General features: G+C 71.8%; 17 protein-coding genes. 11 read left to right on the forward strand and 6 right to left on the reverse strand.

The genetic code is table 11. The features are described from left to right. Positions 1 to 8: 8 nt before the first annotated feature. The gene (locus tag OG230_RS20555) at positions 9 to 695 is read right to left on the reverse strand and encodes a bifunctional DNA primase/polymerase (protein WP_328905188.1); all 687 of its coding nucleotides are present in this window, start codon (positions 693 to 695) and stop codon (positions 9 to 11) included. Between the two features lie 261 nt (positions 696 to 956). Here OG230_RS20555 and OG230_RS20560 point away from each other — a divergent pair, with 261 nt between their 5' ends. Both OG230_RS20560 and OG230_RS20565 read left to right on the forward strand, forming a co-directional pair. Then, on the forward strand, positions 957 to 2,339 hold the full coding sequence (locus tag OG230_RS20560; RefSeq protein WP_328905189.1) for a transcriptional regulator: 1,383 nt from the start codon (positions 957 to 959) through the stop codon (positions 2,337 to 2,339). A 160-nt stretch (positions 2,340 to 2,499) separates the two neighbouring features. Beyond that, positions 2,500 to 4,053: a hypothetical protein gene (locus tag OG230_RS20565; RefSeq protein WP_328905190.1), complete on the forward strand. Its 1,554-nt coding sequence runs from the start codon at positions 2,500 to 2,502 to the stop codon at positions 4,051 to 4,053. Positions 4,054 to 4,120: 67 nt separating this feature from the next. Here OG230_RS20565 and OG230_RS20570 read toward each other — a convergent pair whose 3' ends face one another. Further along, complete coding sequence (locus OG230_RS20570; protein ID WP_328905191.1) at positions 4,121 to 5,392, reverse strand: ABC transporter substrate-binding protein; 1,272 nt, start codon at positions 5,390 to 5,392, stop codon at positions 4,121 to 4,123. A gap of 174 nt (positions 5,393 to 5,566) precedes the next feature. Here OG230_RS20570 and OG230_RS20575 point away from each other — a divergent pair, with 174 nt between their 5' ends. Continuing rightward, entirely contained in the window at positions 5,567 to 6,013 is a 447-nt protein-coding gene (locus tag OG230_RS20575; RefSeq protein ID WP_328911468.1) for an SCO4402 family protein, read from the forward strand. Between the two features lie 28 nt (positions 6,014 to 6,041). After that, positions 6,042 to 6,944, forward strand: a complete 903-nt coding sequence (purU, locus tag OG230_RS20580; protein WP_328905192.1) for a formyltetrahydrofolate deformylase — start codon at positions 6,042 to 6,044, stop codon at positions 6,942 to 6,944. 31 nt (positions 6,945 to 6,975) lie between these two features. Here the strand turns inward: purU and OG230_RS20585 are convergent, their stop codons facing one another. Continuing rightward, positions 6,976 to 8,301: a zf-HC2 domain-containing protein gene (locus OG230_RS20585; protein WP_328905193.1), complete on the reverse strand. Its 1,326-nt coding sequence runs from the start codon at positions 8,299 to 8,301 to the stop codon at positions 6,976 to 6,978. Further along, positions 8,298 to 8,894: an RNA polymerase sigma factor gene (locus OG230_RS20590; protein WP_328905194.1), complete on the reverse strand. Its 597-nt coding sequence runs from the start codon at positions 8,892 to 8,894 to the stop codon at positions 8,298 to 8,300. The genes OG230_RS20585 and OG230_RS20590 overlap by 4 nt, the downstream gene beginning before the upstream one ends. Before the next feature lie 220 nt (positions 8,895 to 9,114). Here OG230_RS20590 and OG230_RS20595 point away from each other — a divergent pair, with 220 nt between their 5' ends. Further along, complete coding sequence (locus OG230_RS20595) at positions 9,115 to 9,489, forward strand: STAS domain-containing protein (protein WP_328905195.1); 375 nt, start codon at positions 9,115 to 9,117, stop codon at positions 9,487 to 9,489. A gap of 73 nt (positions 9,490 to 9,562) precedes the next feature. Continuing rightward, positions 9,563 to 10,084: an EF-hand domain-containing protein gene (locus OG230_RS20600; protein ID WP_328905196.1), complete on the forward strand. Its 522-nt coding sequence runs from the start codon at positions 9,563 to 9,565 to the stop codon at positions 10,082 to 10,084. Here the strand turns inward: OG230_RS20600 and OG230_RS20605 are convergent. Next, complete coding sequence (locus OG230_RS20605) at positions 10,059 to 11,699, reverse strand: class I adenylate-forming enzyme family protein (protein ID WP_328905197.1); 1,641 nt, start codon at positions 11,697 to 11,699, stop codon at positions 10,059 to 10,061. The two genes, OG230_RS20600 and OG230_RS20605, sit on opposite strands and share 26 nt — an antisense overlap. A gap of 151 nt (positions 11,700 to 11,850) precedes the next feature. Here OG230_RS20605 and OG230_RS20610 point away from each other — a divergent pair, with 151 nt between their 5' ends. The 4 genes from OG230_RS20610 (at position 11,851) to OG230_RS20625 (ending at position 16,185) form a co-directional block, all read left to right on the forward strand. Then, complete coding sequence (locus OG230_RS20610) at positions 11,851 to 13,044, forward strand: amidohydrolase family protein (RefSeq protein WP_328905198.1); 1,194 nt, start codon at positions 11,851 to 11,853, stop codon at positions 13,042 to 13,044. Continuing rightward, entirely contained in the window at positions 13,041 to 14,198 is a 1,158-nt protein-coding gene (locus OG230_RS20615) for an acyl-CoA dehydrogenase (protein WP_328905199.1), read from the forward strand. The genes OG230_RS20610 and OG230_RS20615 overlap by 4 nt, the downstream gene beginning before the upstream one ends. 6 nt (positions 14,199 to 14,204) lie before the next feature. Then, positions 14,205 to 15,197 (forward strand): acyl-CoA dehydrogenase family protein, encoded by a 993-nt coding sequence (locus tag OG230_RS20620; RefSeq protein ID WP_328905200.1) that lies wholly within the window; start codon positions 14,205 to 14,207, stop codon positions 15,195 to 15,197. A 439-nt stretch (positions 15,198 to 15,636) separates the two neighbouring features. Further along, a complete protein-coding gene (locus OG230_RS20625) occupies positions 15,637 to 16,185 on the forward strand; it encodes an ATP-binding protein (protein WP_328905201.1) in 549 nt (182 codons plus the stop codon). Here the strand turns inward: OG230_RS20625 and OG230_RS20630 are convergent. Further along, on the reverse strand, positions 16,104 to 17,030 hold the full coding sequence (locus OG230_RS20630) for a cyclase family protein (protein WP_328905202.1): 927 nt from the start codon (positions 17,028 to 17,030) through the stop codon (positions 16,104 to 16,106). The two genes, OG230_RS20625 and OG230_RS20630, sit on opposite strands and share 82 nt — an antisense overlap. A gap of 84 nt (positions 17,031 to 17,114) precedes the next feature. Between OG230_RS20630 and OG230_RS20635 the strand changes: the two genes are divergently transcribed. After that, entirely contained in the window at positions 17,115 to 18,029 is a 915-nt protein-coding gene (locus tag OG230_RS20635; RefSeq protein WP_328905203.1) for an SDR family oxidoreductase, read from the forward strand. Positions 18,030 to 18,051 lie beyond the last annotated feature (22 nt).

Here is an 18,051-nt window from a genome sequence, read left to right on the forward strand (position 1 = left end):
GGACCACCCTACGAAAGGCGCGCCTTGGCGTCGGCCGCCTCCCGTGCACAGGCGTAGGCGAGGGGGCTGATCAGCTCCTCCGCGTCCGGCAGCCACCGGTTGGCGGGGGTGGGGCGCCGGGCCCACTGCACCGCGCCCCGGCCGCCGACCCGGGTCGGCGGACCGGCCACGTAATGACCGTCTCCGCGGCTCACCAGGTCGATGGCATCGGCGTTCCACCCGAGGTTCCGTACGAGGTCGGCGGCCTTCGCGGCGGCGCCGGGCAGGACGAAGAAGAGCATCCTGCGGTCGGGGGTGCAGGTGACGGGTCCGAGCGTCAGGGACATCCGCTCCATCCGGGCCAGGGCCAGGAAGCCCGCGGACTCCGGGACGTCGATCGCGTCGAAGGTCCGCCCGGTCGGCAGCAGGATCGAGGACGTCGGCTGTTTGGACCACATCCGGCGGGCCGCCGCCGCACTGCCGGTCGCCTGGCCCGCCCAGTCCGGCCGGGTGGGGTGGGCTCCGGCCGAGACGCAGCCGGCGTCCCCGCACGAGCAGCGTTCGACCCCCTCGACGGCTTCGAGCCAGGTGCCCGGGAACACGTCCCAGTGCCGCTCTTCCGCATAACGCACCGCGGCGTCGAGCAGCTGCTCACCTCGCTGTTGGGGGACCTGGGCGGTTTCCGTGACTCCGATGGGCTCTTCCACGAACAGCACAACTCCCGCCGCCACCTGGGGTTACGGGCGCGGCGAACGCGGTCACGGTGCATCGATCCTGCATATGGGGCGCATCGAGGCATGGACGGGGGCGCGCGTGCGGCGGCGCATCGATGTGCGGGTAGCCACATACAGGACTGTGCGACGACCTGTGCCGAGCATCCGTGACGGCTCGTACCGAATACCGATGAATGTGCGCATTTCTTGTATATGTGCCGGGCAGTGATCCCTTCACCGATCACTGCGGTCTCAGGGGGAAACATGGCAGCCAGACCTCTCGTCGCCCGCCAGCCGAACGAGCGGCTCCAGACACTCATTCAGGAAGCCGCCTGCTCCAACGCGGGCCTCGCCCGCCGCGTCAACATGGTCGGAGCCGAGCGCGGTCTCGATCTCCGCTACGACAAGACGTCCGTCGCCCGGTGGCTGCGGGGACAGCAACCACGCGGCAGGGCACCGGGAATCATCGCCGAGGCGCTCGGCCGCAAGCTCGGCCGTACGGTCACGATCGACGAGATCGGCATGGCCAACGGCAAGAACCTCGCCTCGGGTGTCGGCCTGCAGTTCGCACCGACCGTGCTCGGCGCGATCGAGCAGGTCTGCGAGCTGTGGCGCAGCGACGTGGGGCGGCGCGATCTGCTCTCCGGGTCCGCGGTGGCCGCCTCCGCGCTGGTCGAACCCAGCCGCGACTGGCTGATCACCGGCGCCGACCCCCAGGTGGCACGGGCCGCGGGCGCCCGCGTGGGTATGCCCGACGTGGAGGCGGTACGGGCGATGACGACCGCGCTCGTCGACCTCGACCACCGGTTCGGCAGCGGACACGTGCGGCCCGTCCTGGTCCACTACCTCAACAGCGTGGTGTCCGGGCTGCTTTCGGGGGCGTACCGCGAATCGGTCGGCCGGGAGCTGTTCGGCGCGGTGGCGCGGCTCACCGAACTCGCCGGGTACATGGCGGTCGACACCGGTCAGCCGGGGCTCGCCCAGCGGTACTACATCCAGGCCCTGCGGCTGGCCCAGGCGGCGGGCGACCGGGCCTACGGCGGTTATGTGCTGGCCGCCTCGATGAGTCATCTCGCCGCGCAGCTCGGCAACCCGAGAGAGATCGCGCAGCTCGCGCGGGCGGCGCAGGAGGGTGCGCGGGGGCGGGTGACTCCGCGGGCGGAGGCGATGTTCCACGCGGCGGAGGCGCGCGGGCACGCCCTGCTGGGCGACGTCCGTACCTGCCAGGCGGCGGCGGGCCGGGCGCTGACGGCGCTGGAGCACGCGGACGCGGACACCGGTGACGACCCGCCGTGGATCGCCCACTTCGACGCGGGCTATCTCGCGGACGAGCTGGCGCACTGCCACCGCGATCTGGGGCAGGGCGAGGCGGCGGCCCGCCGGTCGACGGAGGCCCTGGCCGCGTTGCCGGAGAGCAAGGCCCGGCGCAGGGGCATCGGCCTGGTGCTGCTGGCGAGCGCGCAGGTGCAGATGAGAGAGGTGGAGCAGGCGTGCCACACGGGGAACCGGGCGGTGGAGCTGCTGGCGACGGTGCGGTCCAGCCGGGGTGCGGAGTATCTCGATGACCTCCAGCAGCGGCTCGTGCCGTACGGGGACGAGCCCGCGGTCCGTGAATTCGGTGCCCGGCTCGAACTCCAGGCGGCCTGAGAGGCGGGGTGCGGAGGGCCGTCCGCCAGGGCGAACCGGGACAGCGCGATGCCTGCTGCCATGTGAAGGGGTGGTGAGCGGCATCACGCGCTTGGCGGAGTGCGGCAACCACCCGATAGCGTGAGCCGACGATTCCGTAGGTTTACACGTAGGAGTCCCGGTGACGCAGAGCGGACAGGGTGACGAACAGCAGTCCCCTGCTGTACGGCCCGCGCACGAAGGTGTCGTGCTGCCCGCGGAGGGCGGTACCCCCTGGACCGTGGGTCCGCCCGCAGCAGGGCCGGCCGGCCAGGCCGCACCCGCGGGAGGGCAGCCGTGGGGATCGCCCTGGGGCCCCCAGGACGGCGGGCCGCACCCGGACGCCCCGGCCCCCGCGCAGCTGCCGCCGGCCGGCCACGCCGGGCAGCTGCCGCCCGCACAGCCGTACGCGGGCGCGCCCGGTCCGTACGGGAACGGCGCGGCGCAGCCCCAGCAGGGGGCGTATCCCTCCCAGCCGGGGGAGTACCAGCAGCAGAGCCAGTACCAGCAGCCGGGGCCGTACGAGCCGCAGCAGGGCCAGTACCAGGCCCAGCCCGGCGGCTACCCGTCGCAGCCCCAGCCGTATGCGCAGCCGCTGCCGCCGGAGGCCGTGCCCGGTCTCCCGCCGGGGGCGGGCGGCGACGCGGACGCCACGCAGTTCATCGCGCCCGTGCCCGGTGGCTCCGGTCCCGGCGGGCTGCCGCCCGAGCGTCCCGCCGAGTCCACCCAGTTCCTGGGGCAGGCGGCGCCCGGCGACGCCGACGCGACCCAGTACATACCCCCGGTGCCCGGTGGCGCCCCGTACGGGATCAGGCCCGGGACCCCCGGTGAGCGGCAGCCGCCCGCCGAGTTCGACAACCTGTTCCGCAGCGAGGCGCCCGCGGGCGCTACGCAGCAGATGCCCCGCTTCGATCCCTCGCAGCAGGCGCGCCAACAGCAGCACCAGCCGCCGCAGCACCAGCAGCACCAGCCGCCGCACAGCCCGCAGGGCTACCAGTCCGGCCTGCAGGGACTGCAGGGCACGCAGGGCATGCAGGAGCCCGACCAGGACTACGAACCCCGGCGCAAGAGGCCCGCGCACGTCCCGCTGATCGCCGCGGTCGTCATCGGCTGCGCCGTCATCGGACTCGGGGCGGGCGCCCTCATGAGCAGCGGCGACGACAAGCCGGACGACAAGAAGCCGGTGGCCTCGCAGAGTTCGGCCGCCGAGCAGCCCAGCGCGGAGCCGGCGGCCGATCCCGCCGAGCCGCAGGCACAGGCGCTCGACAAGCTGCTCGCCGACAGCAACAACAGCCGGGCGGCCGTGATCAGCGCGGTCGAGAAGATCAAGTCGTGCCAGGCGCTGGACCAGGCCACGAGCGATCTGAAGGGAGCGGCCCAGCAGCGCCGCGACCTGGTGACCCGGCTCAAGGACCTCACCATCGACAAGCTGCCGCAGCACGCCGAGCTGTCGTCCTCGCTGACGAGGGCCTGGCAGGCGTCCGCCTCGGCCGACGACCACTACGCCGCCTGGGCCGTGCAGGCCAAGAACAACAAGAAGATCTGCAAGGGCGGCCACGCCAGGTCGACCAACGAGACGGCGCAGGCCACCGTACGGAGCGGCGAGGCCACCACGGCCAAGCGGCAGGCGTCCGGACTGTGGAACTCCGTCGCGACGAAGTACGGACTGACGAAGCGCACCCCGCAGGAGCTCTGACGCGCGTGCGCGAACGGCCCGGCCCCGGACATCCGGGGCCGGGCCGTTCGCGCGGGTGCCGCGTCGGTCAGCCGTTGCGGGCGCCCGACAGGGTCTCGGAGACGTCCACGAAGCCCTTCCGCTCGGCGACGAGGCGACCGTCGCGGACCACCTGGAACGTCACCTGGCCGTTGACGATGCGCGGGTACGCCGAGGTGCCGAGCATGTCCTTGAAGCGCCAGCGCAGCACCGGGGTGAGCCCGCCGGTGTCCACCTGGGTGCCCTGGTTGAGGCTGGCCGAGACCTTGCCGGCCGTGATCCGCGGCTCGTCTATCTCCTCGATGACCGCCTTGAGCACCGTGTAGGCGATCCAGGTGGTCTGCACGCCGGTGTCCTCCGGGTCGACCCGGTTGTCGGCGAACGCGTACTGGCGGATCACCTTGCGCATCTCGGCCCAGCGGGAATCGCTCGGTTCCGGGTACCAGCCGGTGACGTACGCCCCCTCGAACGGGCTGTTCCGTCCGCCCGTGCGGTCGATGAGCGGCTGGCCGACGCTGCCGAGGACGGACGAGACCCGTACCCGGCTGCCTTCCGGTTCGAGCCGGCGGAAGGAGTCGAAGAACGTTTCCGTACGGTCTCCGAGCACCGCCGTCACACAGCCGTCGCCCGCCTTCTCCAGCGCCTGGGCGGCCTGCGCGTCGTACGAAGTGGCCTCCTCCGGCGCCAGGATGTCGACGGACCTGGGCCGACGGGACTCCGCGAGGCTGGTGTTGAGGAGCGGGGGCATGACGTCGCCGCCGATCGAGTCGGGACGTACGAGGGAGACCCGCTCGCAACCGGCCGCCAGCTGCTTGCCGTTGCCCGCCAGGAGCGCCGACTGGCCGCCGTTGACCGGGTAGGAGTTGTAGCTCGTGAACTCCTCGGTGGAGGCCCCGTAGCCGCCGATGTACGGGATTCCGGCGGCCTCCAGCGGGGCCATGAACGCCTGTCCGTGCCGGCTGTACGAGCCGACCACCGCCGCCGCGTCCTGCTTGACCGCCTCGCGGGCGCACTTGCCCGCGCCGAGGAGGGTGTCGCCCTCGTCGCAGGTGATCACGCGCAGTTCGTGACCGTCGATGCCGCCCTGTTCGTTGACCCAGCGGGCGTACGTCGTCGCCATGGCCGAGACGCCCGCCATCTTCTGGGTGGAGCCGTCCGCGGCGTGGTCGGGTGCCCAGGTCATCACGGTCACGGTCTCCGCGGAGCCGCCCGAGGTCCCCGGAATCACACCGCAGCCGGAGGTGAGCAGGGCCACGGCCGCGGCCGTGACGGTGAGGAGTCGGAAGGGGCGGAGTGGGGTGAGGCGTCGCCGTCCGGTCATGGGCATGAACATTTCCGGCTCCGGGGTAACGCCGCAGTGTGCTCGGGGCAACGCTCGGTGACGTCCAGGTGAATTACGGGGGGCCGTACGCACACGGGGAAAGGGAACGTACGATCGACAACCGTGCAGCAAGGTTCGGAGAACACTTCCCGTCGCGGCCGTCGCTCCTCCACCATGGGCGGCATGCCGCTCAATGACATGCCATGGTGGCGCTGGCGCAGCAACGTGCGCTCGGCGCTGCACATGCTCTCCGACCCCGTCTTCCACCGCGAGTGCTGGCTGGCCGGCCGGGAAGGGTACGGGGACGTCACCGACGCCGTGTACCGCCTGGTCGAGGACACCTGGCTCGACAACTGGTCCGCCGAGAAGTACGTCGGCACGATCTTCCGCGACTCCGGCGAGGCCGCCCTCGTGGACGTCGCCGCGCTCCGGGTGCTGCGGATCATGCACCAGGTCGGCGCCGACGCCCCCGTCTCCGCCTATCTGGAGCACCACGGCTGGCCGGAGGCCGTACGCGCGGCCCACGACGCCCATGTGATGCTCGCCACGAACGACGGCGAGGACCCGGACACTCCGCCTCGTTCGCTGGACGTGCTCCGCATCATGACCAGATCGGCCTGAGAGCGGGCGGGTGTGGCACCCTACGGGCATGACCGCGCCGCAGCCTGCCGACTCCGCCCTCGCCACTGCCTCGGACGCCGAGTCCGAGCAGTACATCCTCACGCTCTCCTGCCCTGACAAAAAGGGCATCGTGCACGCCGTGTCGAGCTATCTCTTCATGACCGGCTGCAACATCGAGGACAGCCAGCAGTTCGGGGACCACGACACCGGTCTGTTCTTCATGCGGGTCCACTTCACGGCGGACGTCACGGTCACGGCGGAGAAGCTGCGCGCCAGTTTCGCCGCGATCGGCGAGGCGTTCCGGATGGACTGGCAGATCCACCGCTCCTCGGACCGGATGCGGATCGTCCTCATGGTCAGCAAGTACGGGCACTGCCTCAACGACCTGCTGTTCCGCTCCAGCAGCGGGGCGCTGCCGGTCGAGATCGCGGCCGTCGTCTCCAACCACCAGGACTTCGCCGAGCTCGTCGCCTCGTACGGCGTGCCCTTCCGGCACATCCCGGTGACCCGGGACACCAAGGCGGACGCGGAGGCGCAGCTGCTGGAGCTGGTCCGCGAGGAGGGCGTCGAGCTGGTCGTCCTGGCCCGCTACATGCAGGTGCTCTCGGACGATCTCTGCAAGCAGCTCAGCGGCCGGATCATCAACATCCACCACTCCTTCCTGCCGAGCTTCAAGGGCGCGAAGCCGTACCACCAGGCGCATGCGCGCGGGGTGAAGCTGATCGGCGCGACCGCGCACTACGTGACGGCCGACCTCGACGAGGGGCCGATCATCGAGCAGGAGGTCGAGCGGGTCGCTCACGGCGTCACGCCGGACCAGCTGGTCGCCGTGGGCCGCGACGTGGAGTGCCAGGCGCTGGCGCGCGCGGTGAAGTGGCACGCGGAGCGGCGCATCCTGCTGAACGGCCGGCGCACGGTGGTCTTCGCCTAGGGCCTGTCGTCGAACTGCCGTCGTTCGGCCGCTACAGGCGGCTCAGCGCCGCCGCGGCGAAGAGCACGTCGCGGATCGCCTCGCGGTCCCCCTCCTGGCCCGCCGCCGCTTCCACCGGTGAGATGTGGCCGGCGACGAGCTGGCAGAACTCCACGCCGTCGAGCGCCACCTGCGCGACCGTGTGGTCGGGGGAACCGACCGCGGCCGGGGAGTCCAGCGCGATGTACCAGTCGCCGCCGCCGAGGCCCTCGACCTCCAGATGGAGCGAGCGGCCCGGGGAACCGGCCGTGACGAGATGGCGGGCCGGTCCCGCCAGGCCCGCGCGGCGCCGCTCGGCGAGAGCGGCCGGCAGCATCCGGGCGGCCAGGTCGATCATCCGGTGGAGATGGGCCGGGGACGGGGCCTCGTACGGATAGTCCACCGCCGCCGCGATGTCGCCGCCGTGCACCCAGCACTCGAAGGCCCGGTCGAGCAGGGAGTCCTGGAGCGGGAGGGCGAAGTCGCCGTACGGGACGGAGAGCTCCGCGACCCCGCGGCCGGCGAAGGACACGGTCCGGATGAGTGTGTGGCTCTGGTCGCGCCACGGCTCGCGGACGCTCCGGGTGAGCGGCCGGTAAGCGGCTGCCCAGTATGTTTCGGTCCGCTCGGCCGGCGACCGGAGCCCTCCACCGTCGTCGCCGAGCGGGTCGTCCAGGCCGAGGGCCGTGGAGACGAGACCGTCGACGGTCATCAGATGCCCTATCACTCCGGCGACCGTCGTCTTGCGGTTCACGGCGCGCTCGCCCTCGAACCACCTCAGCCGGACCGGCGCGTGCCACTCCGAGTCCCCGATGTCGCTGAGGAGGGCGTCGAGCCGGGCGGTCTCCGCGTCGTACGGTGCGGCCCAGACGGGCACCGGGATCTTGGCCGGGCGGCGGCCCAGGCAGCCTTCGATGACCCGGGTGCGGAGCAGCGGGTCGAGGTCCAGACTGCGGTCCGTGTGCAGCAGACCCACCGCGTCGCGCAGCCGCAGGGCCTCGTCCGCGCAGGGGGCGCACCCGGTGAGGTGCTCCTCGACGGCGGCGGTCTCCTCGGCGGAGCAGGCGGCCAGGGCCCAGGCGCCCAGCAGGGCCTTGAGGACCTTGTGGGTGAGGGCCGGGGCGGATGGTGGTGCCACGGCTGATTCCGGTTCCGGTGTCCGAGCTGGTGTGTGCTCTTCGGGAGGGGAGGTGGGTGCGGCGGGCTGCGGGGCGGGTACGGATTCGAGGTCGAAGTCGTCCGCGGCGGCCCGGGGGCCGGGTATGCGCCGGGCGCCCCGCACCTCCTCGGTGCGCTCCTCGTCCTCGCGGCCGTCGCCGTCGCCTTCGTGGCCGGTCACAGGGACCGCCCGTATCCGGGCGGGGAGAAGCCTTCCAGCGGGCGGGCGTTCGCGGTGGAGAGCAGCTGGAGGCCGAGTCGCAGCCGCCGCCGGGCCTCGTCCTCGGTGACTCCGAGATCGGCGGCGGTCTGGCGGTAGTCCCGGCGCTGGATGTACGCGAGTTCCAGAGCGGCGCGCAGGGGTGCGGGCATGGACGCCACGATGTAGTCGGCGCGGGCCGCCGCCGTCGCCCTGCGGACCCGTTCCTCCAGGTCCTCCGGACCCGCCGTCCCGTCCTCGTCGCCCTCGGCGGGCCCGTACGGGGATGCCTCCGCGTCGCGCAGCCGCTGCACGGACTGGCGGTGGGTGAGCCGGGCCACCCAGGACCGCATCGAGCCCTGCTTCGGGTCGTACGCGTCCGGGTTCTCCCAGACGTAGCCGAAGACCTCGCGGGTCACGAGGTCCGCGGCGTCCTCGTCGTCGAGCATCCGGTGGGCCTGGCTGTGGACGAGCGAGGCGAAACGGTCGTAGAGCTCGCCGAGGGCAGCCGCCTCGCCGCGCGCCAGCCGCTGCTGCATCCTGCGGTCCCAGCGGGGTGGTGCGTCCTTTGCCATGAGTCCCCCAGCCCTGTACCCCTCGTCCCCTCGAATGTAGTCGCGCTCATCGTCCGGGGCCCGCCTTTGCACCAAGTAAGCCAAGTACGCCCCCGGGACGGCCACGGGTGATAGGGAAACTATGCGGGCTCGGTGTTTCGTGGTGGTTCAGATGGGCAGCCGCGATTAAGGAACGGAAACTTCCGGATCGTTGGGCTCCCTGAACGAGAGGTCCAGTCGCGTGACGCTGAAGGTGGACGAAACCGAGCAGGGTGAGTGGACCGTGCTGCGCATACGCGGCGAACTCGATCTCGTGAGCTCACCCGTCGTACGCCAGTCCGTCCACGAGGCGGTGGCCGAGGGGCAGCACGACGTCGTGCTCGATCTCACCGGAGTGTTCTTCTGCGATTCCAGCGGGGTCGGGGTGCTGATCGCCTCCCGCCGCCTGATGAAGTCCTGCGGAGGCCGGCTGCGGCTCGTCCTTCCGGCCCGCGGCGCCGAGGACGGGTCCCACGTCAACAAGGTGCTCGGGGCCCTGGGAGTACGCAGGCTCTTCGAGGTCTACCCCGACGCGGCCTCGGCCGTAGTGGACGAAGCCCATCCGCTCTCGGCGTGACCAAGACCATGTTGTAACACCGGCAGTGTGCGTTAGTGACACGTGACGCCTGTGGGCGTCGTACGCTCCCCGCATGGACAGCGCAGAGTACGAGCGCAAGATCGCACACCGTTTCGCCGCCTTCGACCAGGACGGCAACGGCTACATCGATCGCGCCGATTTCAACGCCGCCGCCGCCCGGCTGCTCAAGGAGTTCGGTACGACGGCCCGTTGCGACAAGGGGCAGTCGCTCTACACCGGGGCCGAGGCGTTCTGGCAGGGCATGGCGGGTATCGCGGACGTGGACGGGGACCAGCGGGTCACCCGTGAGGAGTTCGTCGGCGGGGCGGTCAAGCGGCTGCGTGACAACCCCGAGCGTTTCGCGGAGATCGCCCGCCCCTTCCTGAGAGCGGCGATCGCCGTCGCGGACAGCGGGAACGACGGCGCGGCCTCGCTGGCGGCCGTCGAGCGGGCGCTGCGGGTGCTGGGCGCCGACGCGGAGACCGCGAGCCTCGCCGCGCAGCAGCTGGACACCGACCGGGACGGGCGGGTGGCGGAGGCCGAGGCGGTCGCCGCCTTCGCCGCGTACTTCACGGTGATCCTGCCGGACGCGTGACAGGCGGGGGACCGGACGGGGTCCGTACGGCCCCGTCGGTCCCACCGGAGGCTGCGGGCCGGAAGGGCTCCCGGGCGAACCGTTCGCGCAGCTTGTACTTGAGCACCTTGCGCAGGGCCTCGTTGCGCGGCAACGCCTCCAGCACCTCCAGCTGCTCCGGCAGCTTGTGCACCGACAGGCCCTGAGCGCGCAGATGGCCGGTGATCTCCGCCAGGGTCAGGGGCGCGGCCCCGGCGGGCTGCTCGACGACCGCGCAGACGCGTTCCCCGCGCTCCGGGTCCGGCAGGCCGATCACCGCCGCGTCGCCCACCCCGGGGTGGGCGTGCAGCAGGTCCTCGATCTCCTTGGCGGAGATGTTCTCGCCCTTGCGGATGATGACGTCCTTGATCCTTCCGGTCAGCGTCAGATGCCCGCTCTCCTGGAGATGACCGATGTCACCGGTGACGAGGAAACCCTCGGAGTCGAAGACCGGGGCGGCGGCCCCGGGATTCAGATAGCCCTGGCAGACGGCCTCGCCCCGCAGCCGTACCTCGCCGTCCGTGCCGTGCGGCAGGGGCTTGCCCTCCTGGTCCGTGATCCGTATCTCCATGCCGGCGGGCGGCCGGCCCTCCGTCGTGGCGAGGTTCTCCGCCGTGTCGTCCGGGGCACCCATGGTGATCATGGGGACCTCGGTCATGCCGTAGCCGTGGGTCAGCTGCACCCCCATCTCCCGTACGACCGCGTGGTACAGCTCCGGCGGCTTCGGCGCCCCGCCGCCCGCGAGCAGGCGCAGGCTGGGGACGAGCGGGCGGTCCGGGGCCTTGCGCTGCTCGGTGAGGAACATCGAGTAGAAGGCGGTCGAGCCGCCGGCCACCGTCACGCCGTGGCGCCGGTAGTCCGCCAGGGCGGCGGGCAGGGCGAACTGCTCGAAGAGCACGGCGGGGAAGCCGTACAGCAGCAGCATCACGGCGTAGTCGGGTCCGCCGATGTGGGCGAACGGGAACGCGACCGAGCCGACGTCGTCCGCCGTCAGCCGCAGTGCGTGGGCCAGGCAGGAGCCGCCCGCGAGGAGGCTGCGGTCGGTGTGCAGCACCCCCTTGGGGTCGGAGGTCGTGCCCGAGGTCCAGTAGATCCAGCGCGGCGCCGTGCCCTCCGCGGGCGGGGGCGGCAGTACGGCGGGATCGCCGTCCGGCAGTGACGCGTATGCGTCGAAGATCAGCGGCGGACGGTCCGTTTCCGCCGCCAGCCGGTGCGCCATCGCGGTGTGGTCGAAGCCGCGCCAGGTGCCCGGTACGGCGAAGAACTCCGCCTTCGACTCGCGCAGCGCGAACCCCACCTCGCGGTCCCGGTAGAAGGGGATCACCGGGGTCTGTACGGCTCCGATGCGGGTGAGCGCGAAGGAGAGCAGCACCGTCTCGATCCGGGTCGGCAGCTGCCAGGCGACGACGCTGCCGGGCCGGACCCCCAGCCCGTGCAGGCCGGCCGCGACGCGTTCGCACCGCTCGCGCAGCTCGCCGAAGGTCAGGGTGCGGTCGTCCTGGAGGAGCACGGGGCGGTCCGGGCTCATGGCTGCCCGGCGTTCGACGAGTTCCCAGAAGGTGCGGGATGCGCCCAGGGCGTGTGCGGTATCGGTCACGACGGTCCCCTCGTAGCTGACGATTAGTCAGATAGTGCGGAGAGCGTAGGACTCCGCGCCTTGTCGGTCCAGGGGTGCGGGGCTAGCCTGAGAGCCGCAACTGAATCTGACGCACCATCAGATACGTGCCGAGTGCGCCGAAGGGAACACCATGACGGAACTGCCTCGGATCGTCAGCGTCGACGACCATGTGATCGAGCCGCCGCACCTCTTCTCGACCTGGCTGCCGGCCAAGTACCGCGAGCGCGGGCCGCAGCCGCTCACCGCGGGCATCGGTGAGCTGGCGTACACGGGAGGCAAGTACGTCATCACGATGGACCCGGACGGGCCGCCCACCGACTGGTGGATCTACGAGGACCTCAAGTTCCCGTACAAGCGCAACATCGCGGCGGTCGGCTTCGACCGGGACGACATGACGCTGGAGGGCATCACCCGGGCCGAGATGCGCCGCGGCTGCTGGGACCCGGCCGAACGGCTCAAGGACATGGACCTCAACCACGTCGAGGCGAGCCTCTGCTTCCCGACCTTCCCGCGCTTCTGCGGCCAGACCTTCGCCGAGGCGCACGACAAGGAGGTCGCCCTCGCCTGCGTGCGCGCCTACAACGACTGGATGGTGGAGGAGTGGTGCGGCGACAGCGGCGGCCGGCTGATCCCGCTCTGCATCATCCCGCTCTGGGACATCGGTCTGGCGGTGGCGGAGATCAGGCGCAACGCCGCACGCGGGGTGCGGGCGGTGACCTTCTCCGAGATCCCCACGCACCTGGGGCTGCCGTCGATCCACAGCGGCTACTGGGACCCGTTCTTCGCGGTCTGCCAGGAGACCGGGACGGTCGTGAACATGCACATCGGGTCCAGCTCGCAGATGCCCGCCGCGTCCCCCGACGCCCCGCCCGCCGTGCAGGCCGCGCTCTCCTTCAACAACGCGATGGCCTCGATGATGGACTTCCTGTTCAGCGGGGTGCTGGTGAAGTTCCCGACGCTGAAGCTCGCCTACAGCGAGGGCCAGATGGGCTGGATCCCGTACGCGCTCGAACGCGCCGACGACGTGTGGGAGGAGCACCGCGCCTGGGGCGGGGTGCGCGACCTGATCCCCGAGCCGCCCTCCACGTACTACTACCGGCAGATCTTCTGCTGCTTCTTCCGGGACAAGCACGGAGTGGCGTCCCTCGACGTCGTCGGGCGCGACAACGCCACCTTCGAGACCGACTACCCGCACGTCGACTCGACCTTCCCGCACACCAAGGAGGTCGCGCTCGACCACGTCAAGGGACTGGACGACGAGACCATCTACAAACTGATGCGCGGAAACGCCATCCGCATGCTGGGTCTGGACCTGGACCGGTGACCGATCTGTCGTACAGCGAGGAGGAGCAGGAGTTCCGGGCACGGCTGCGCACCTGGCTCGCCGGGGCGCTCCCCGGGCTGCCCCCGAAGCCCTCGCCCGACGACTGGCCGGGGCGGCGGGCGTACGACACCACCTGGCAGCGGATGCTGTACGACGCCGGGTACGCGGGCCTGCACTGGCCGGTCGACGCGGGCGGGCAGGGGGCGACGCCGACCAGGCAGCTGATCTTCCTGGAGGAGACGGAGAAGGCGGGTGCCCCCTATGTCGGGGCGAACTTCGTCGGGCTGCTGCACGCGGGGCCCACCGTCGCCGCCGAGGGGACCGCCGCGCAGCGCTCCCGCTGGCTGCCGCCGGTCCTGCGCGGCGAGGAGATCTGGTGCCAGGGCTTCTCCGAGCCCGAAGCGGGCTCCGACCTGGCCGCGCTGCGGACCCGCGCCGTGCGCGACGGCGACCACTACGTCGTCAGCGGCCAGAAGATCTGGACCTCGCACGCGGAGGTCGCCGACTGGTGCGAGCTGCTGGTGCGTACGGACCCGGAGGCGCCGAAGCACCGGGGGATCAGCTGGCTCGCGATGCCCATGGACGCCCCCGGTGTCACCGTCCGCCCGCTGCGGACGCTCGCCGGGTCCACGGAGTTCGCCGAGATGTTCCTCGACGAGGTCCGGGTGCCGGTCTCCCACCGCGTCGGCGAGGAGAACGACGGCTGGCGGGTCACCATGGTCACCCTCTCCTTCGAGCGCGGTACGGCGTTCGTCGGCGAGGTCGTCGCCTGCCGGCGCACCCTGGCGGCCCTGGCCGCCGACGCCCGCGCGACGGGGCGGTGGGACGACCCCGTGCTGCGCCGGAGGCTCGGCAGGCTGAACGCGGAGTTCGGCGCCCTGTGGCGGCTCACCCAGTGGAACGTCAGCGAGGCGCAGCGCAGCGGGGGCGTGCCGGGCACCGGGGGCTCCGTCTTCAAGCTGCGCTACTCGCAGGCGCGCCAGGAGCTGTACGAGGCGGCGGCCGAGGTCCTCGGCGCCGACGCGTCCGACCTGGACCGGGAGTGGGTGCTCGACCGGCTCTCCTCCCTCTCGTACACGATCGCCGCGGGCACCTCGCAGATCCAGCGGAACATCGTCGCCGAGCGGATACTCGGCCTGCCGAAGGGGCGCTGATCGACTGTGGACTTCTCGTTGTCGGAGGACCAGCGGGCCCTGCGCTCGGGCATGCGGGAGCTGCTCACCGGCCGGTTCGGCCGCGAGCGGATGCGGGCGGCGGCGGAGAGCGGGGAGGGTGTCGACCGGGGTCTCTGGGCGGAGCTCGGCGCGGCCGGGTTCTTCGCGCTGCGGCTGCCGGAGGCCGAGGGCGGGGTGGGGCTCGGGCTGCCCGAATCCGTACTGCTGTTCGAGGAGGCGGGGCGGGTGCTGCTCCCGGGCCCCCTCGTCGCCACGCATCTGGCCGCCGGGGCGGTGAAGGGTGCGGCGGAGGGCCGTGCCGTGGTCACGGTCGCGGACGGGAACGGGCCGGTGGCGGACCTGGGGGACGCGGACGGGCTGCTGGTGCTCGGGGACGGGGTCCGCCTGAGGGCGGGGGAGCCCTTGCGGGACACCGTGCGCGCGGCGGTGCCGGTGCGGTCCCTCGATCCGCTCACGCCACTGCACCGGCCGGCCGGGCCCGTCGCCGGTACGGAGCCGCTGCCGTCCCTGTCCCCGCACTCCCTGCGCCGCGAGGGCGCCCTGCTCACCGCGGCCGAACAGCTCGGCAGCGCCGCGCGGACCACGGAAATGGCGGTTCAACACGCCCGTGGACGTGAACAGTTCGGCGCAGCGATCGGTTCCTTCCAGGCGGTCAAGCACCTCTGCGCCGAGATGCTGGTCCGTGCCGAACTGGCCCGCGCGGCCGTGTACGCGGCGGCCGTGACCGGGGACCCGGCCGAGGCCGCGGGCGCCAAGCTCCTGGCCGACGAGGCCGCCGTGCGCAATGCCCGGGACTGCCTCCAGGTCCATGGGGGCATGGGCTTCACCTGGGAGGCAGACGTCCACCTGCATCTGAAGCGGGCCTGGCTGCGCTCCGGAAGGTGGCTGACGGCGGCGGAAGCGGAAGAGGCTCTGGCGGCCGGTCTGGGCGCTGCGGACCGCGCGGACGGCGGGCCTGACGGCTCCGGGGGCTCATGACCGGGCTCCGGGCCCGGCTGTCACACAGTGCAGCCGGTCTGCGTCGATACCGGGTTGTGTCCTTTGCGTGATTCGTCACCGGCCGGAGTCGGCGCCCCGCTCGGGTACGCTCCGTTGGATGCGAGTGGTTCTGGAACCGGACGATCCGGGTGTTGCCTGTGCGGCGACTCCGGTTCGGGTGCGGTGCCCTGCTCGCGGTCCGAGGAGCTGTGCCGGGCCTGGCCGGGAAGCGATTCCCGCGGTGCCGGTCCGCTCCTGTTCGACTCCCCGCAATGCGCGTCGCACAGTATGCAGCACGCGTACTCCTTCGCGCTGGAATATGCCCGAAGCGCTTGTTGCGGTGACTGTACGTCAACCATGCTGTCTCGCAAGGGAATCACGTTCCGTGACCCTGAGGAGGCGCGAGGCGATGTGTCCGCCGGTTCGGATGGTGTGAGCGGTGCAGGTGCTTCAGGTTCAGCTGGAGGTCGGGCCGGATCCCGCGGAAGTGGGACGAGCCCGCAGATGGGCGCGGTCGAGGCTGGTCGGGTCCGGAATAGGAGACGACGAGCCACTCGCGGAGACGCTCATTCTGCTGATCTCCGAGCTGGTCACCAACGCGGTCGTCCACACCGGCTGTCCGGCTGTCCTGCGGATGCTGTTCGGCTCGGCCGGAGCGGTCGGGACGGTCAGGGTCGAGGTCGCGGACGCCAGCGGCTGTCCGCCGCAGCCGCGGCACGCCGAGGGTGACGACACCAACGGGCGCGGCCTGGAGCTGGTGGACGGCCTCGCGGACCGCTGGGGCTGGCAGCCGGAAGGCGCCGGGAAGCAGATCTGGTGCGAGGTCGACAGCGGCGGACCGCTGACGACCCCGGCGGCGGTGGTTCCGGCGGGGCCCGTGGTGGTCCAGGGAGCGCTGTTCGGCGTTCAGAGGACCGCGACCGGCGCGACGGGAGTGCCGGTGGCGCCGGTGAACGGCTCGGGCATCGCGCAGAGCAGGAACGCGTAGCGCCGGTCCTCCGCACAGGCTGTGGACAGCGTTTCGAGATTCCAGTTCTGGCCTTGGAGCATGCCCATCTCGACGAGGTCGAGGGCGTGCACCGGCAGCCACAGATTCTCGATCTCCGGCGGGAAGATCTCGAAGGTCAGGGTGTCGTTGGCGACCGCGGCCACGTCCCGCGCGTGGAACCACTCGGGCGTGCGCACCGAGAGGCCGGGTGACGGATAGGCGTACGCGTGCTTGTCGCCCGCCAGATAGACCTGGATCTGCCCCGTCCGTACGAGGACGATGTCACCGGCCCCGACCCGGACGCCCGCGAACTCCTCCGCCGCGTCCAGGTCCTCGGGTGTCACGGCGTGGTCGCCCGGCAGCCGGTCGACGCCGTGGGCGCGGGCCACGTCCAGCAGAACCCCGCGCGAGACGAGCGGCGGCGCGGAGGCGATCGAGCTGAACTGCGCGCCGCCGTGCGCGGTGACCGTGTCGGCCGGCCGGCCGTTGTAGATCTTCCCGCCGTGCGAGGCGTGGGTGAGCGCGTCCCAGTGGGTGGCCGCCTGGAGGCCCATGGTCACGGCGTCGTCGCTGGTGGCGACGGTTCCCGGGCCGAAGAGCTCCTGGTTGATCTGGACCATCGTGTGGAGCGGGTTGACCCGCCCCGGGATCATTCCGCTCTGCACGCCGTCCTGCTGGAGCGGGAGCGCGAGCGGAATCCGGCGGCCCGTGCGAACGGTGGCCGCGGCCTCCCGTACGACGTCGGCGGTGATCAGGTTGAGCGTCCCGATCTCGTCGTCGGCGCCCCAGCGGCCCCAGTTGTTGACCCGCTTCGCGATGGCGTGGAACTCGGCCGGCAAGGACATGGGGGCCTCCTGGGGCTTGTGCCGGGGCATCGGACTACCCGTAAAATCTAACGGTCCGTCAGAAACCGCGGGAAGGGGCCGGGCATGGGGAACTTCTTGGCAGGCAAGGTGGTCGCCGTCACGGGCGCCGGGCGCGGCATCGGGCGGGCGGTCGCACGCGCGGCCGCCGCCGATGGGGCGAGGGTCGTCGTCAACGACTACGGCGTCTCCGTCGAGGGCGGCGAACCGACCTCGGAGATCGCCGAATCCGTCGTCGAGGAGATCGAGGCGGCGGGCGGGGAGGCCGTCGCGGTCGCCGACGACATCTCCACGATGGCCGGCGGGCAGCGGATCGTGGACACCGCACTCGCGCGGTACGGGCGCATCGACGGCGTCGTGTGCGTGGCGGGCATCCTGCGGGAACGGATGCTGTTCAACATGTCCGAGGAGGAGTGGGACCCGGTGGTCGCCACGCACCTCAAGGGCACGTTCACGGTCTTCCGTGCCGCGTCCGCGGTGATGCGGAAGCAGGAGGGCGGCGGCACGCTGATCGGCTTCACCAGCGGCAACCACCAGGGCAGCGTCGCGCAGGCCAACTACAGCGCGGCGAAGGGCGGGATCATCTCGCTGGTACGGAGCGCGGCGCTCGGCCTGCACAAGTACGGGGTCACGGCGAACGCGGTCGCCCCGGTCGCACGCACCCGGATGTCCGCCAACGTCCCCATGGAGCTCAAGGAGATCGGCGAGCCGGAGGACGTGGCCGCGCTCGTCGTCTACCTGCTGAGCGAACGGGCCCGCGCCGAGGGGATCACCGGGCAGGTGTACACCGTCGCAGGACCGAAGATCGCGGTCTGGGCCCAGCCGAGGGAGCTGCGCGCGGGATACGCGGAGGGGGCGTGGACGCCGGAGCGGATCGCGGACTTCCTGCCGGGGACGGTGGGGGTGGACCCGATGCCGATGCTGGTGCGCCTGGAGGAGATGGCGGCGGCTGCGGCTGCGGGCGCCCGTCCCAACACCTGACCCGGACGACGAGAAGGAGGCG

The sequence above is a fragment of the Streptomyces sp. NBC_00234 genome, assembly GCF_036195325.1.
Lineage (GTDB): Bacteria > Actinomycetota > Actinomycetes > Streptomycetales > Streptomycetaceae > Streptomyces.